Raw genomic sequence first — 15,151 nt, 5'->3', positions numbered from 1 at the left:
GATGCGCGCCGCTTCCACACGTCCGCATGGAAGCGCGACGCGCGGCACGGGCCAGCCCTCAGTCCAGCCGCAGTGACCCGAGCCGCTCGACGATCAGGTCGTGCAGCGTCTGCGCGGCCACCGACAGGCTGCCCTCGCGCCGCTGCACCAGGTAGAGCGTGCGCGTGAGCGAGGGAAGCGGCAGCGGCCGCGTCACCAGCGTCTCTCGCTGGAAGTGGAAGAGCGTGAGCGCGGGCACCACGCTGATGCCCAGTCCGGCTTCGATGAGCCCCATCACCGTGGCGAGATGCTCCACCTCGAACACCGAGTTCAGCCGCTGCGGATGCAGCGCCGCGTCGAGCGCCTGCCGCACGCTGCTGTTGCGCGTCATCTGGATGAACGGGTGCGGCGCGATCTTCTTGAGCGTCAGGCGCGGCTCGCGCGCGAGCGGATGGTCGGCGCGGCAGACGAGGTGGAAGCGGTCGGTGCACAGCTTGCTCGCGCGCAGGTCGCTGTCGGCCGTGCCGCCGGCCCCCGAGGCGGCGAGGGCGAAGTCGGCCTGGCCGCTGCGCACGAGCGCGATGCAGGCATCCGACAACGCGTCGTCCAGGTCGACGCGGATGCCGGGCCACGCCTGCATGAACTCGGCGAAGACGGCGGGCAGCCAGCCGGCCGCGAGCGAGGGCAGGGCGGCTACGCGCACGCGGCCCTTGCGGCGCTCCACGTGATCGGCGAGGTCGCCCATGGCGCTGCCCATGTCGTCGAGCAGCCGGCGCGCCGAGCCCTCGAACAGCCGGCCTTCGGGTGTGAGCTGCACGCTGCGCGTGTCGCGGTCGAACAGGCGCGTGCCGACGGCATCCTCTAGCGTGCGGATCAGTGCGCTGAAGGCCGGCTGCGAGAGATGGCTGCCCTGCGCAGCACGCGTGAAGTTGCGGTGCTCGGCCAGCGCGAGAAAGGCGCGCAGCTGCCGCGTGGAGAGATCGGGCGTCTTTCTCATGTCTGTCCTGTCTCCGGTGCCAGTAGCTGGCTTCTTATTTGAAAAGCGGATCAATCGATCCGTATTTTCGATTTTACGGATGAGAACACGCTGCCTACAGTGCACGGCGATGAATCCCATAGACACGCCAACGCTGTTGATCGGCTGCGCCGCCGGCTTCTCGGGCGACCGCACCGACGCCGCCGGGCCGGCGGTCGACACGCTGATCGCGCGGCTGGCCGCGGGGCCTGAAGGCCGGCGCGCCTTCCTGATCTTCGAAACGCTGGCCGAACGCACGCTCGCGCTGGCCCAGCTGCGCCGACGCGACAACCCCGAGGCGGGCTATGAACCGTTGCTCGACGCCATGCTGCGGCCCGTGCTCGCGCGCTGCCTGGCGCACGGCATCCGCATCGTCAGCAACTTCGGCGCGGCCAACCCGCGCGCAGCCGCCAGGCACATCGCGCGCATGGCCCGCGAACTTGGCGCGAGCGCGCCGCGCATCGCGGTGGTGGAGGGCGACGACCTGTCGGGGCCCGAACACCGCGCGATGCTGCAGGAGGCGCTCGGCGCGCAGATGGAAGGCCTGCGCGTGGTGAGCGCCAATGCCTACATCGGCGCCGAGCCCATCGCCGCCGCGCTCGACGCAGGCGCGCAGATCGTGGTGTGCGGCCGCGTGGCCGACCCGTCGCTGACCGTCGGCCCGGCGATGTCGCACTTCGGCTGGCGCGCCGACGATTGGAACAGGCTGGCCCGCGCGACCATGGCGGGCCATCTGCTCGAATGCGGCGCGCAGGTGTGCGGCGGCTACTTCGCCGACCCGGGCTACAAGGACGTGCCGGGGCTGGAATCCGTGGGTTTCCCCATTGCCGAGATCGACGCCGAAGGCCGCTGCGCCATCGGCAAGGCCGACGGCACGGGCGGCCTGGTGAGCGAGGCGACGGTGAAGGAACAGTTGCTTTATGAAGTGCACGACCCGGCCGCCTACCTGACGCCCGACGTTGTCGCCGACATTTCCGAGGCCGAGGTGCAGGCGCTCGACGGCGCCGACCGGGTGGCGCTTTCAGGCGTGCGCGGCCACGCACGGCCTGACCGCTACAAGGTCAACGTGTGCCACGAAGGCGGCTGGCTCGCCGAGGGCGAGATCTCCTATGCCGGCCCGCGTGCCGAGGCCCGTGCGCGGCTCGCGGCGGATGTCCTGAGGAAGCGCCTGGACGGCCTTTCATTGCGAGTGGACCTGATCGGCGCGCTGAGCATCTTCGGCGACGACGCCGGCCGCGCGCTGGCGGATACACCCGATGCCGGCCTGCGCGACGTGCGCCTGCGCGTCGCCGCCTCGCACACCGAGCGCGCGCAGGCCGAGCGGCTGGCGCGCGAGGTGATGGCGCTGTACACCTGCGGCCCGGCGGGCGGCGGCGGCGTGCGCACCGCGCTCACGCCCAGGCTCAACACGCTGTCGTGCCTGCTGCCGCGCGAGGCGATCCCGGTGCGCTTCGAGCTGCTCTCGCAGGAGGAACTGGCATGAAGAACACGGCAGACATTGTCGAAGTGCCGCTGTACCGCGCCGCCCACGGCCGCACCGGCGACAAGGGCGACCGCTCCAACATCAGCGTCATCGCCTGGCATGCGCAGCTCTATCCGGTGCTGGTCGAGCAGCTCACGCCTGAGCGCGTGGCAGCGCAGTTCCACCACCGCGCGCCCTCGCAGGTGCAGCGCTTCCTGCTGCCGAAGCTGCACGCGATGAACTTCGTGCTCGACGCTGTGCTCGACGGCGGCGTCAACGACGCGCTGAACCTCGACGCTCACGGCAAGGCGCTTTCCTTCCTGTTGCTCGACATGCCGGTGCGCGTGCCGCGCGAGCTCGAGCCGCTGCTGGCGGGGCCGTAGCGGAGACCTTTTCTCTTTCTTTTTTCATCTGACCCATACGGAGACAAAACAATGAAGCTGTTCCCCCTCGCCGCGCTGACCGCCGCCATCGCCGTGGCGCCGCTGCTGGCCCAAGCGCAGGTCTTTCCCGAGAAGCCCATCACCTTCGTCGTGCCCTTCGCGGCGGGCACCGCCACCGACCAGATCGCGCGTGCGCTCGGCACCCAGATCACCGCCGAGACGAAGCAGGCCGTGGTCATCGACAACAAGGCGGGCGCCAGCGGCTTCATCGCCTCGCAGAGCGTGGCCAAGGCGCCGGCCGATGGCTACACGGTGCTCATTACCACGAACACCACGCATGCGGCCAACGAGCATCTGTACAAGAAGCTGCCCTACGACCCGGTGAAGGACTTCTCGCCCGTCGCCGCGCTCGGCAAGGGCGGCCAGATCATGGTGGTGAACCCCAGCTTCCCCGCGAAGAGCGTGGCCGAGTTCATCGCGCTCGCGAAGAAGGAGCCGGGCAAGTACAGCTTCGGCAGCGGCAGCTCTTCGAGCCGCATGGCGGGCGAGCTGCTGCAGCAGATGGCCGACATCAAGCTGCTGCATGTGCCCTACAAGAGCAACACCCTCGCGGTGACCGACCTGCTGGGCGGGCAGATCAACATGATGATCACCGACACCGCCACCGGCCTGCCGCAGGTCAAGGCCGGCAAGCTGCGCGCGCTGGGCTTCTCCAGCTCCACGCGCTCGGCGCTCGCACCCGACGTTCCCACCATCGCCGAAGCCGGCGTGAAAGGCTACGAGATGGGCTACTGGTTCGCCGCCTACGCGCCCGCGAAGACGCCGCCGGCCGTGGTCAAGCGCCTCAACGAACTGCTGGTGAAGGCCGCCAGGAGCGAGGCCGCGAAGACCGCCTTCTACGAGCCGACCGGCACCGAGGTGTTCACCAGCTCGCCCGAGGAGCTGGCGAAGTTCCAGGCCGGCGAGTCGCAGAAGTGGGGCCGCATCGTGAAGGCCGCCGGCATCGAGGCCGAGTAAGACCTCGCGCGCCGTAGCGGGGATCGGCGCCGCACGCAGACAAAGACACACAACGAAGGAGACAAACCGTGAAACGCTGGAGCCTCAGGGCTGCCACGGTGGCTTCGGCCGCCCTTTTTCTTCTGAGCGCCTGCGGCGGAAGTGGTGGAGGAGGGGGCGGACTGCTGCTGCCGCCCGTCACCACGCCGCCTGCCATCACGCCGCCTGCAGCCGCCGCGGCACCGAAATACAAGCTCGCCATCACGGCGACCGAAGACGTGCCGGGCACCTTCGGCAGCGTCGGCGCCTACCAGAAGATCACCGGCACCTTCACCGGCGAGGTCGACCCGAAGGACGCGCGCAACGCGATCATCCAGGACCTGCAGCTCGCACCGCTCAACGCCAACGGCAAGGTCGAGTACACCTCCGAATTCGTGCTCTTCAAGCCCAAGGACATGAGCAAGGCCAGCGGCGTGCTGCGCTACGACGCGCCGAATCGCGGCAACATCGTGAACCTCGATCCGTACTTCGCCTCGCGCGGCTACGTGTTCCTCACGGCCGCATGGCAGGGCGACGTGCCGGCGGCTGCCGGCAAACTCACGCTGAAGGTGCCGGTCGCGAAGAACGCCGACGGCAGCAGCATCACCGGTACCTACCGGGCCGAACTGCTGCCCACCGCCGCCACCAACGATTCGCTGCCGCTGCCCGGCGGTCCGTTCAACGCGGCGATGCAGGCTTACCCGACCGCGAGCCTCGACAACACGAAGCCCGGCTACGTGCTCACGCGCCGCATCAACGAGGGCGACGCGCGCCAGCTGATTCCCGCGAGCGAATGGAAGTTCGCCAAGTGCAGCACCGCCACGCCGTTTCCGGGCACGCCCGACGAGACGAACGTGTGCCTGAAGGACAAGTGGGACCCGGCCTACCTTTATGAGCTGGTCTACGTCGCGAAGGACCCGAAGGTCATGGGCCTGGGCCTCGCGGCGCTGCGCGACATGATCAGCTTCTTCCACCGCGATGCGAGCGACTCGGCCGGCACGGCCAATCCGGTGGCCGGGGCGATAAAGAACACCATCGCCTCGGGCGTCTCGCAGTGCGGCAACTTCATGAAGACCTTCGTGCACCTGGGCTTCAACGAGGACCGCGCGGGCCAGAAGGTGTTCGACGGCGTGTTCGCACAGATCGCGGCGCGGCAGACCAACATCAACATGCGCTTCTCCATTCCGGGCGGCGGTGGCGGCGTGCGCGCCGACCACACGGCCTTCGGTCAGGCAGGCACGCGCGGCCTTTCGAAAGACTACGTGGACGACGTGGCACAGCGGCGCGGCGGCATCCTGTCGCGCTGCGAGGCCAGCGGTACATGCCCCAAGCTCTTCATCGGCTTCAGCGGCACCGAGTTCTACGTTCTGCAGGGCTCGCCGCTCCTGACCGACGCCTGGGGCACGACCGACCTCGTGCAGCCAGCCAACGCCCGCGTTTATTACTACGCGAGCACGCACCATCTGCTGGGCCTTGCATCGCTGCCGGGCGCGAGCGCCGGCGCGCTCTATGCGACCAACGGCAATGCCGGCGTGATTCCGGTGGTGCGCGCGCTCTACCAGAACCTGGAGGACTGGGTCGTCAATGGCACGACGCCGCCCGACAGCCAGGTGCCGAAGATCGCCGACGCCACGCTGGTGCGGCCGCTGCAGGTCAAGTTCCCGGCCATTCCGGGCGTGAGCTACACCGGCCTGGTCAACAACTACTCGCTGCTCGACTGGGGCCCCAGCTACCGTCCGCAGGACGAGAGCGGCATCGCCACGCAGGTGCCGCCGGCCTACCTGGGCCGCGACTACGCGATCCTGGTGCCGCAGGTGGACGCCGACGGCAACGACGTCGCCGGCATCCGCAGCCTCGACGTGGCCGTGCCGCTGGGCACGAACACCGGCTGGAACTACACGAGCGTGCCCGGCCGCATCGACCAGGCGGGCCTGTTCGGCTCGTACTTCCCGTTCGCGAAGACAGCCGCGCTGCGTGGCGCCGATCCGCGCCCCTCGCTGCAGGAGCGCTACATCGACCAGACAGGCTACGTGGCGGCAGTGACCGCAGCCGCCAACGACCTGGTGGCGAAGCGCTTCATGCTGCGGGTGGATGCCGACGCGGCTATTGCCAACGCGGCGGCGAACCCGGTGCTGCCCTGAGCCTGCGTCAATCCGCGGTGTGCACCGCGACGCCCGTCTTGCCCGGCGCGATGTGTTCGCGCAGGGTGAGCGCGGGAATCTCGTAATCGCCTCCGTTCTGGCGGCGGAAAGGAATCGGCTCGGTGCTGAAGAGCGTGTCGAGCCGCTCGCCCAGCTCCCGCGTGATGCGCGCATACGCGGGCTCGTCGACCTTGTCGGTGCGATACGCGACGTAGGGCGGCAGCACGTCGAAGCCGGGGTAGTAGAGGATGCCGTGCTGGATCGGAAAGAGCAGTTCTTCCATCGGCCCGTTGACGCCGCGCGGCGCGTAGTGCGAGGCCCAGCCGCCGGCGGTCACCACCAGCATCGCGCGCTTGCCCGCCATGACGCCTTCGCCGAAGCGGTCGCCCCAGTGCCGGTCTGAATGCTCGCCCACGCCGTAGGCGAAGCCGTAAGCGTAGATGCGCTCGACCCAGCCCTTGAGGATGGCGGGCATCGAGTACCACCAGAGCGGGAACTGAAGGATCACCGCGTCGGCCCAGAGCAGCTTTTCCTGCTCGGCGGCGACGTCGGCTGCCTGCGTGCCGGTTTCGAAGGCCCGCTGCGAGTCGAGGATCGGATCGAACGGCGTGGCGGCGTCGCGTGCCGGGAAGTCGTCGGCATCGAGCGCAGGCTTCCAGCGCATGGCGTAGAGGTCGGACACGCGCACGGAATGGCCGGCGGCCGTGAGACGATCGACCATGAAGCGGTGCAGCGAGCCGTTGAGCGAAGCGGGTTCGGGATGGGCGAGGACCAGAAGGACATTCATGATTTCTTGAGGTTTCGAGTGGAGATGCCCTCAGGTTAGGTACGCTGGCGATATATTGGAAATGAATAGTATGAATTCCAGGAATTGCCATGAACAATTTCAGCCGCCTCGACCTGAATCTACTGGTCACGCTCGACACCCTGCTGGCCGAGCGCAACGTCACGCGCGCGGCCGAGCGGCTGAATCTGTCGCAGCCCTCGGTGAGCGTGCAGCTCGCCAAGCTGCGGGAGGTGTTCAACGATCCGCTGCTGCTGCCCGCGCAGCGCGGCATGCGTCCCACCGCGCGGGCTGATGAGCTGCGCGAGCCGTTGCGCGAGGCGCTCGGAGCGCTGGGCCGCGCGGTGGCGCCGACGCGGCCCTTCGAGCCGGCCGAGGCCAGCACCACCTGGCGTGTTGCCGCGGCCGACTACGCCGAGTCGGCCATCCTGCTGCCTGCGCTGGCCGGGCTGCGTGCCGCTGCGCCGAACACGCGGCTGGCGGTGGTGGAGGCGGTGCCTTCGCGCATGGCGCGGCAGCTGGAAAGCGGCGAGATCGATCTGTTCTTCCACACCAGCGTGGGCGCGCCGCCGGGCCTGCATGCGCGGGTGCTGTTCAACGAACGCTATGTGCTCGTCGGGCGCGCCGGTCATCCGCGCCTGAAGCGCCGGCCGACGCTCGCGCAGTTCTGCGCACTGGAGCACGTGGTGGTGTCGCTGGGCGGCGGCGGCTTCGCGGGGCCTACCGACGAGGCGCTGGCGGAGAAGGGCCTGACGCGCCGCGTGGTGCTGTCGGTGCCGCACTTTCTTTTCATGATGTCGGCGGTGGCAGGCACGGACATGGTCGCGATGCTGCCGGAGCGGCTGGCGCGCAACGCGGCAGGGCTGAGCGTGGTGGAGGCGCCGCTGGAGGTGCCGGGCTACGAGATGGCGATGCTCTGGCACGAGCGCCGGCATCGCGATCCGGCGCACAGGTGGCTGCGCGAACAGATCGCGGCGAGCCTCTGAACCGTCAGGCCACGCCGAGGACCTTGCCGGCCCCGGCGGTGCGTTCCAGCGGAAGCCACAGCACGAAGCGCGTTCCGGCGGCGCCGGCTTCCCAGCTCACGCTGCCGCCGATTTCCTGCGCGCGCCGCTGCTGGTTGCGCAGGCCGCGGCCGCCGCGCCGCAGGGCCTCGTTCACGTCGAAGCCGCCGCCGTTGTCCTCGACGATCACGCACACGCCTTCGTCCGCCATCGCGGTGCTCACGCAGATGGTGGTGGCGCGCGTATGGCGCAGCACGTTGGCCACGCACTCCTGGACGATGCGCAGGATGTGCAGCGCGCCGTCCGGATCCAGCCAGGCGAGGGCGGGCACGGGCTGCACTTCCCACTGGAGCGTGATGCCGGCGCTCTCGATGCGCGGCGCGAGGCGAAAGCGCATGGTCGCAAGCAGCAGCAGCAGGTCGGCGTCGACGCTTTCCATGGAGTCGATCACCAGCCGCAGGTCTTCCATGCAGCCCTTGAGCACGCGGGAGATCTCGGCCTCGGTCATGGCGCCGCGTTCCACCGAGCGGATCGCGCTGATGAGCGAGGAGCCCAGCCCGTCGTGCATGTCCTGCATGAGGCGGCGGCGCTCGGCGCTGAGCATGTGCTGGTTCTCGCTCACGCGCAGCCGCTGGTAGCTCTGCTCCAGCTCGGCCTCGCGCTCCCGCAGGCGCAGGGCCAGCCCCATGTTCAGGCGGCCGACCTCGGCGAACGCGCCGGTGTAGCGCTGGAACATGATGTACGAGAAGACGAAGAACAGGCTGATGATGGCGTAGGGCGACATGTACACGCTCTCCGGGCTCACCAGGTTGTTCTGCAGCAGGCCGTCGTAGGAGGTCAGCGCGAGCGCGAACACCGTCCAGCCCGCCACCAGCCGGCCTTCGGCCTGCTGGGTGCGCAGCGACTTGCGCAGGTTCACGGCGAAGATCAGCACCGCCACCGGCAGCACGGCGAGGTTGAGCAGCGGCGTGAACAGATAAAGACTGACGATCTTCGTCGAGAGGTGCGGCAGCGTCGAAATGCTGCAGGCCAGTGCCAGCGTCACCGCGATGCGGGTGAGCCACACCGAGGGCTGCTGGTGCAGGCGCTGCAGGAACAGATGGATGAGGATGACCAGCCAGAGCAGGCTGGAGACGGTCATCCATTCGAACCACTCGTCCGAGATGGGTATGTAGCTGCCGCCCGCGTAGTAGTGCAGCGTCCTGAAGAAGGCGAGCGCGGAGATGGCGAAGAACAGCAGGTAGAGCAGTTCGCGCCGCCGGCCCAGCCACACGGCGAAGGCGAAGGCGCCGACCGCCAGGAAGGCCGCGCTGCCCATGAAGGGCAGCTGCACCTGCAGCAGCTGGCGGATCTGGTAGCGCCAACTCAGCGATTCCACGTCGCCCACCCAGAGGGTGGAGAAACCGCTGCCGCTGTTGCGCAGGCGGTCCACGCGGATCAGCACGGTCCTGGGCGGCGGCGTGCCGGCCGTCGGGTTCAGCGGCAGCAGCAGCGGATGGTTGTAGCCGTTGTGGATGGGGCTGCCGTGCGACTGGTAGAGCAGTGCTCCGTCGCCATACACCGCGATGTGGCCCAGCGCCTTCCAGCGCGGGAGGTAGAGCAGCTGCGGCTCGCGCGACGGCGGCATGCCGGAGAGATCGACGCGGTACCAGTCGGTGACGGTGCGCGCGCCGCTGGCTTCATCGGGCACCAGCTCGCGCCCGACCGTGTGAGGGAGGTTGACGTTTCGCCAGCCCTTCTCAGGCAGCGCGGCCTCTTGCGCGTTGCGCGGCGGCGCGGTGTAGCCGTTGCCGGTGACGGATAGCAGCTCGGCCCGGGTGACGTGAGTGGCTTCGTCGCTCTGCGGTGCTTGCCGCGCCGGCTGCTCGGCGGCGTTCGTGGGAAACAGGAGTACTGGCGCGGCGGCCAGCAAAAGCTTTGCGATCCACCTGCCGATTCGCCAACAGCCCTTGCTGCCCAGCCTCATAGATCGCTTTTGCCTTGGAAGTCGCTTCTTGGTGGTTTGCAGCAGCCTGAAGCCGTTGCGGTACGGCTCCGTACTGCGGAGTCCGGGCCTCGCCCTCGCGAGCCGGCGCAATTATGTTCCCGGGCAAATACTCATTCGATTACGCCTGCTAACACGCCGGCGACGCGGGCGCGGAAGAGGGCCGGGCGCGGCATAGGCCGTCCGTCGAATGCACAGCGGCGGCGGCATTCCCTAGCATGGGCAACCCGCTCTTTTCCCTTCTTTCTCTTCCCTGTCTTATTTCGCTTCCGGACTTGTCGATGAAACAGACTGCTTTCATGGTCGTCCTCGCCCGCCTGGCGGCAGGGGTGCTGCTGCCGATGGCCGCCAGCACCTTCGCCGCCGAACCCGGCAAGGACCATCCCCTGGTCGGCCGCTATGAGGGCTCGGTTCTCGACGGCTACAAGGCCGCTGCCTACGACGAGGTCGGCCTCATCAAGGAGCCCTTCCAGAACTGGGGCGGCGGCAAGCCCGAGCTGCTCAAGGTGGAGGGCAAGGTCACGCTCTATCTGTACAGGTTGCCCAAGGAGCGCTCGCTGCTCGAGGTGCAGCGCAACTACGAGTCCAGCCTCAAGGCCAAGGGCTTCGAGCTGCTGTTCAGCTGTGCGACTTCCAACGCCTCTTGCTACAAGCCGCGCCCCGGCAGCGTGGACAGCACTACGCCCTACGACTTCGCGCTGGCCTTCGACGAGCCCGAGTGGCCGCGCCTGGGCAGCCGCGGCGACTACGCGCGCAACTACTTCGCGGTGAGCGGGCGCTACCTGCTCGCGAGGAAGACCGGCCCGGGCGGCACCGTCTACGCCAGCATCGCGCTGGCCGAGCACAACGCCGACGTCGGCAACCACGCCTTCGTGCGCGTGGTGGAGAGCAAGGCGATGGAGGAGAACAAGATCGTGTTCCTCGACGCCACGGCCATGCAGAAGAGCCTGGCGGAGACGGGGCGGGTCAATCTCTACGGCATCCTGTTCGATCTCGACAAGGACGTGATCCGTCCCGAGTCGCAGCCCACGCTCGACGAAATGACCAAGCTGATGCGCGGCAACCCGCCGCTGAAGCTGTCGGTGGTGGGCCACACCGACGCGCAGGGCGACGCGAAGCACAACGACGATCTGTCGAAGCGGCGGGCACTGGCGGTGATCGCGGTACTGGTGAAAGCCGGCGTGGACCCGCGCCGCTTCACCACGCGCGGGGCGGGCGCCTCGGAGCCGGTGGCGCCCAACGACAGCGAGGCGGGGCGGGCGAAGAACCGGCGCGTTGAGCTGATCCGGCTCTGAGCCCGGCCATGGCAGCGCGCCTCAGATGATGGGCACGCTCGCTTCCTTCAGCACCCGCAGCACGAAGTGCGACTTGCTGTGGCGGATGCCCGGGATCTTGTAGAGCTTCTCGCGCAGCAGCCGCTCGTAGTCGCGCGTGTCGCGCACGGCGATGCGGATGTAGTAGTCGTAGTCGCCCGAGACCAGGTAGGCCTCCTGGATCTCCGGAATGGTGGCGAGCGTGCGGCCGAAGTCGTAGAGGGTCTCGTCGGTGTGGCTCTCGAGCGTGACCTGCACGATCACCGAGTCGTGGTAGCCCAGCTTGGCCGGGTCGACGTCCACCGTGTAGCGCTTGATGACGCCCGTGGCCTCCAGTTTCTTGATGCGCGTCCAGCAGCTGGTGGGCGACAGGCCGACCTCGTTGCCGATCTCCTGCAGGGTCTTGCGCGAATCCAGCAGGAGCACCCGCAGGATCGCCAGGTCGGTCTTGTCGAAAGATCCTTCGCTGTCATTCGGGGTTTGCCGATTGGTTTTCATGAATCGAGCTTAAAGGGCCAAAAGAAAGATGCATATTCTGCGCCCGAAACGGAAGAATTGACGGCATGCGACTGCTCGACCTACCCCCCACGTCCTCCCCGTCTCTCCACCCTGATGCGAAGCCGGTGCGCATCCGCAACGGCGCTGAAGCCCTGCTCGACACCCTGGTCGAGTGCGGCGTGGACACCATCTTCGGCTACCCCGGCGGTGCGGCGCTGCCGCTGTACGACGCGCTGCACGGTGAACCCCGGCTGCGCCACGTGCTGGTGCGCCACGAGCAGGCGGCCGTGCATGCGGCCGAGGGCTATGCGCGCAGCACCGGCCGCGTGGGCGTGGTGCTGGTCACCTCGGGGCCGGGCGTGGGCAACACCATCACCGGGCTGCTGGACGCGATGAGCGATTCGGTACCGGTGCTGTGCATCAGCGGGCAGGTCGCCACCGCCGTCATCGGTACGCAGGCGTTCCAGGAGAGCGACGCGCTGGGCATGTCGCGCCCGGTGACGAAGTGGAACCGCCAGGTGCGCGCAGCCGACGACATGCCCGCGCTGGTGCGCCGCGCGCTGGAGATCGCATCGACCGGCCGCCCCGGCCCCGTGCTGCTCGACGTGCCGAAGGACATCCAGCTTCAGCGCCTGGGCCATGCCGCCGAGCCCGCGCCGTTGCGCGCGCTGCGCACCAGCCGTACCGCGTTGCCGCCGAAGGCCATGATGCAGCGCGCCGCCGATCTGCTTTCCACCGCGCGCCGGCCCGTCATCTACGGCGGCGGCGGGCTGGTCAACTCGGGGCCGGCGGCCTGCGAGACCTTCACGAAGCTGGTGAACCTGATGCACGCGCCGTGCACGCTCACGCTGATGGGGCTGGGCGCGTTTCCGGCGTCGGACCCGAAGTTCATCGGCATGCTGGGCATGCACGGCATGCTCGAAGCCAACCTCGCGATGCACGAGGCCGACCTGGTGGTGTGCGTCGGCGCGCGCTTCGACGACCGCGTGACCGGCAAGCTCGACGAGTTCTGCCCGCACGCCCGCAAGATCCACATCGACATCGACCCCGGCAGCATCAACAAGGTGGTGCGCGTGGACGTGCCGATGGTGGGCGACTGCGCGGCGATCCTCGATAGCCTGCTGTCCCTGCTGCCCGCCGAGGGCTTCGCGCCCGGGCGGCTGGCGCCGTGGTGGGAGCGCATAGAGCGCTGGCGCGCCGTCGACTGCCTGGCCTTCGAGCCGAAGGCCGGTTCGATCCTGCCGCAGCAGCTGATGTCCTCGCTGCAGCGCGCCATTGCCGGGCGCGACGCCATCGTGTCGACCGACGTGGGCCAGCACCAGATGTGGGCCGCGCAGTACCTGCGCTTCGACAGCCCGCGCCGCTGGCTGACCTCGGGCGGTGCCGGCACCATGGGCTACGGGCTGCCCGCCGCCATCGGCGCGCAGATCGGCCACCCCGGCGCGCTGACCGTGTGCGTGAGCGGCGACGCCTCGGTGCTGATGAACATCCAGGAACTCTCCACGGCGGTGCAGCACCGCGTGCCGGTGAAGCTGGTGCTGAGCAACAACGGCTACATGGGCATGGTGCGCCAGTGGCAGGAGCTGAACCACGGCAACCGCCTGAGCCACAGCTGGAACGAGGCGCTGCCCGACTTCGTGGCGCTGGCCAAGGCCTTCGGCTGGGGCGCGCGGCGGGTGTGCGACCCCGCGGAGCTGGAAGACGCGCTGGCCGAGTGCCTCGCGAGCGAGGGACCGTTCTTCCTCGACGTGCAGGTCGAAGCGCAGGAGAACTGCTTTCCGATGATGCCCTCGGGGCATGGGCACCATCGGGTGATGCTGGCGAAGGACCGGTGGTACGAGGAGGTCTGAAGGTCTTGTTCCCTCTCCCTCTGGGAGAGGGCCAGGGTGAGGGCTCTGTGCCGTCGATGAGGCGCGGCCTTGACGTTGAGGCCGAGGCCCTCACCCCAACCCTCTCCCCGAGGGGAGAGGGAGCCATGCAGATCAGACGCTCTGCAGCCGCACGTCGTTCGCCGGAATGGCGCTGAGTTCGGCCCAGTCCATTTCTTCCTCGAGCTGGTGGTAGGCGTCGTCCTCGATCTCGCCGGCGCGGCGCAGCGAGTCGAGTGCCTGCCGCTGCGCGCGGATGGCCACGGCGCGCAATTGGTCGTGCGCGGTCTTGGCCTGCGGCTGGCGCTGGTCCTGCGCCAGGGCGCGGGCCGCGCGGTACTCGTCGCGCACGGCATCGGCTTCGCGGCTGTCTTCCGCTTCGATGGCTGCGAGCGCCGCGTCCATCATCGCGGTACGGGCGAGCGAGAGTTCCTTGTCCAGCGAATCGTCGGGCTCGATCTTCAGCGCCCTGATCAGCGGCCCGATGGTGAAGCCCTGGATCACCAGCGTGCCCAGCACCACCGCGAATGCGCTGAGCACGATGAGGTCGCGCCCCGGAAAATCCGCCGGCAGCGCGAAGGCTGTGGCCAGCGTGACCAGTCCGCGCATGCCCGACCATCCGACCAGCACGCTGATGCGCCTCGAAGGCAGCGGAACCTTGCGCCCGCGCGCGATCAGCCGCAGCTTGTACCGGCGCATGGCCGCGCCATAGATCAGCACCCACGCCACCCGCACCGCGATCACCAGCACCAGCACGAGGCCCGCGAACTCCAGCGCATGCGCCAGCTGCGGACCCGACAGCCGCGTGAGGATGCCGCGCGCCTGCAGCCCCATGAGGAAGAAGGCCAGCACGTTGAGCGTGAACACCACCGCGCCCCACACCGCGTAGGAATGCACGCGGTCGCGCGGCGCATGGCGCTTCGGCGCGAACTGGCCCAGCGTCATGCCGAAGGCCACCACCGAGATGATGGGTGACAGGTGCAGCCGTTCGGCCACGATCCACGCGCCGAAGGTCATCACGAACTGGAAGATGATGGCCGAGCGCGTGCCCGCGAAGAGCGGCGCGCCAAAGTGGAGATTGAGCTTGGCGAAGGCGAAGCCCACCAGCGCGCCGCCGGGCACTGCCACCAGCAGCATCGGCAGCGAACTCGTCATCGGCACGTGCGCGGCGCCGGCCGCCGACACCGCCACGCCGAAGACCAGCAGCGCCACCGCGTCGTTGAGCAGGCTCTCGCCGTTGATGATCGACAGCGTGCGCCGTGGAATGCGAAACTGCTGCATCACCGCCGCCGCAGCCACCGCGTCGGGCGGCGCGACGATGGCGCCGAGCGTGATCGCCGCGGCCAGCGGCAGCCCCGCGAAAGCCCAGCCGGCCCATGCGACCACGGCCGTGGTCAGCAGCACCGCCACCAGAACCAGCGAGACCAGCGACATCCAGTTGCGCCGCAGCTCGCGCGGGGAGGTGTCGAAGGCCGAGTCGAGCAGGGCGGGCGCGATGAAGAGCGCCAGCGCCAGGTGCGGATCGAGGCTCACGTGCGGCACCCAGGGCATGGCGCCCAGGCACACGCCAGCCAGCGCCAGCATCGACGGGTAGGGCAGTGCCAGGCGCCGCGAGAGCTGCAGCAGCAGGCAGGCGGCGATCAGCATGACGAGCACGTTCTCGAAGACGTCCATCGGGGCCTCGG

The 15,151-nt window shown here is 68.8% G+C and carries 12 protein-coding genes; 7 read left to right on the top strand and 5 right to left on the bottom strand.

Features of this window, described 5'->3' with window-relative positions; genetic code table 11:
* Positions 1-58 precede the first annotated feature (58 nt).
* Positions 59-976 (bottom strand): LysR family transcriptional regulator, encoded by a 918-nt coding sequence (locus tag AC1VNX_RS20545; protein WP_483158892.1) that lies wholly within the window; start codon positions 974-976, stop codon positions 59-61.
* A 109-nt stretch (positions 977-1,085) separates the two neighbouring features.
* Between AC1VNX_RS20545 and AC1VNX_RS20540 the strand changes: the two genes are divergently transcribed.
* The 4 genes from AC1VNX_RS20540 to AC1VNX_RS20525 all read left to right on the top strand — a co-directional run bounded on the left by AC1VNX_RS20540 (position 1,086) and on the right by AC1VNX_RS20525 (position 6,015).
* Complete coding sequence (locus AC1VNX_RS20540; protein WP_483158890.1) at positions 1,086-2,477, top strand: acyclic terpene utilization AtuA family protein; 1,392 nt, start codon at positions 1,086-1,088, stop codon at positions 2,475-2,477.
* Positions 2,474-2,839 (top strand): AtuA-related protein, encoded by a 366-nt coding sequence (locus AC1VNX_RS20535; RefSeq protein ID WP_483158888.1) that lies wholly within the window; start codon positions 2,474-2,476, stop codon positions 2,837-2,839. Before AC1VNX_RS20540 ends, AC1VNX_RS20535 begins: the two co-directional genes overlap by 4 nt.
* A 51-nt stretch (positions 2,840-2,890) precedes the next feature.
* Positions 2,891-3,856 (top strand): Bug family tripartite tricarboxylate transporter substrate binding protein, encoded by a 966-nt coding sequence (locus tag AC1VNX_RS20530; protein WP_483158886.1) that lies wholly within the window; start codon positions 2,891-2,893, stop codon positions 3,854-3,856.
* Between the two features lie 68 nt (positions 3,857-3,924).
* Positions 3,925-6,015, top strand: a complete 2,091-nt coding sequence (locus tag AC1VNX_RS20525) for an alpha/beta hydrolase domain-containing protein (RefSeq protein WP_483158884.1) — start codon at positions 3,925-3,927, stop codon at positions 6,013-6,015.
* Positions 6,016-6,022: 7 nt separating this feature from the next.
* Here AC1VNX_RS20525 and AC1VNX_RS20520 read toward each other — a convergent pair whose 3' ends face one another.
* The gene (locus AC1VNX_RS20520; protein WP_483158882.1) at positions 6,023-6,802 is read right to left on the bottom strand and encodes an NAD(P)H-dependent oxidoreductase; all 780 of its coding nucleotides are present in this window, start codon (positions 6,800-6,802) and stop codon (positions 6,023-6,025) included.
* Positions 6,803-6,891: 89 nt separating this feature from the next.
* Here AC1VNX_RS20520 and AC1VNX_RS20515 point away from each other — a divergent pair, with 89 nt between their 5' ends.
* Entirely contained in the window at positions 6,892-7,785 is an 894-nt protein-coding gene (locus AC1VNX_RS20515) for a LysR family transcriptional regulator (RefSeq protein ID WP_483158880.1), read from the top strand.
* A 4-nt stretch (positions 7,786-7,789) separates the two neighbouring features.
* Here the strand turns inward: AC1VNX_RS20515 and AC1VNX_RS20510 are convergent, their stop codons facing one another.
* Positions 7,790-9,715, bottom strand: a complete 1,926-nt coding sequence (locus tag AC1VNX_RS20510) for a sensor histidine kinase (protein WP_483158878.1) — start codon at positions 9,713-9,715, stop codon at positions 7,790-7,792.
* A 353-nt stretch (positions 9,716-10,068) separates the two neighbouring features.
* On the opposite strand from AC1VNX_RS20510, the gene AC1VNX_RS20505 reads away from it, so the two are divergent.
* Positions 10,069-11,082 carry an OmpA family protein gene (locus AC1VNX_RS20505; RefSeq protein ID WP_483158876.1) on the top strand — a complete coding sequence of 338 codons (1,014 nt, stop codon included), beginning with the start codon at positions 10,069-10,071 and terminating at the stop codon, positions 11,080-11,082.
* A gap of 21 nt (positions 11,083-11,103) precedes the next feature.
* Here AC1VNX_RS20505 and AC1VNX_RS20500 read toward each other — a convergent pair whose 3' ends face one another.
* Entirely contained in the window at positions 11,104-11,598 is a 495-nt protein-coding gene (locus AC1VNX_RS20500; protein WP_483158874.1) for an Lrp/AsnC family transcriptional regulator, read from the bottom strand.
* A gap of 65 nt (positions 11,599-11,663) precedes the next feature.
* Here AC1VNX_RS20500 and ilvB point away from each other — a divergent pair, with 65 nt between their 5' ends.
* Positions 11,664-13,448: a biosynthetic-type acetolactate synthase large subunit gene (ilvB, locus tag AC1VNX_RS20495; RefSeq protein WP_483158872.1), complete on the top strand. Its 1,785-nt coding sequence runs from the start codon at positions 11,664-11,666 to the stop codon at positions 13,446-13,448.
* Positions 13,449-13,580: 132 nt separating this feature from the next.
* Here ilvB and AC1VNX_RS20490 read toward each other — a convergent pair whose 3' ends face one another.
* A complete protein-coding gene (locus AC1VNX_RS20490) occupies positions 13,581-15,140 on the bottom strand; it encodes a cation:proton antiporter (RefSeq protein ID WP_483158870.1) in 1,560 nt (519 codons plus the stop codon).
* Between the last annotated feature and the right edge of the window lie 11 nt (positions 15,141-15,151).

Source organism: Variovorax sp. TLI9-5A, assembly GCF_056867935.1.
This window is presented reverse-complemented; position numbering and strand designations above follow the sequence as displayed.

Excerpts from the sequence above, each read along its gene's own strand:
- AC1VNX_RS20500 (WP_483158874.1), bottom strand. The coding sequence starts at position 11,598 with ATGAAAACCAATCGGCAAACCCCGAATGACAGCGAAGGATCTTTCGAC.
- AC1VNX_RS20530 (WP_483158886.1), top strand. The coding sequence starts at position 2,891 with ATGAAGCTGTTCCCCCTCGCCGCGCTGACCGCCGCCATCGCCGTGGCG.
- AC1VNX_RS20540 (WP_483158890.1), top strand. The coding sequence starts at position 1,086 with ATGAATCCCATAGACACGCCAACGCTGTTGATCGGCTGCGCCGCCGGC.
- AC1VNX_RS20520 (WP_483158882.1), bottom strand. The coding sequence starts at position 6,802 with ATGAATGTCCTTCTGGTCCTCGCCCATCCCGAACCCGCTTCGCTCAAC.
- AC1VNX_RS20515 (WP_483158880.1), top strand. The coding sequence starts at position 6,892 with ATGAACAATTTCAGCCGCCTCGACCTGAATCTACTGGTCACGCTCGAC.
- AC1VNX_RS20505 (WP_483158876.1), top strand. The coding sequence starts at position 10,069 with ATGAAACAGACTGCTTTCATGGTCGTCCTCGCCCGCCTGGCGGCAGGG.
- AC1VNX_RS20535 (WP_483158888.1), top strand. The coding sequence starts at position 2,474 with ATGAAGAACACGGCAGACATTGTCGAAGTGCCGCTGTACCGCGCCGCC.
- AC1VNX_RS20545 (WP_483158892.1), bottom strand. The coding sequence starts at position 976 with ATGAGAAAGACGCCCGATCTCTCCACGCGGCAGCTGCGCGCCTTTCTC.
- AC1VNX_RS20490 (WP_483158870.1), bottom strand. The coding sequence starts at position 15,140 with ATGGACGTCTTCGAGAACGTGCTCGTCATGCTGATCGCCGCCTGCCTG.
- ilvB (WP_483158872.1), top strand. The coding sequence starts at position 11,664 with ATGCGACTGCTCGACCTACCCCCCACGTCCTCCCCGTCTCTCCACCCT.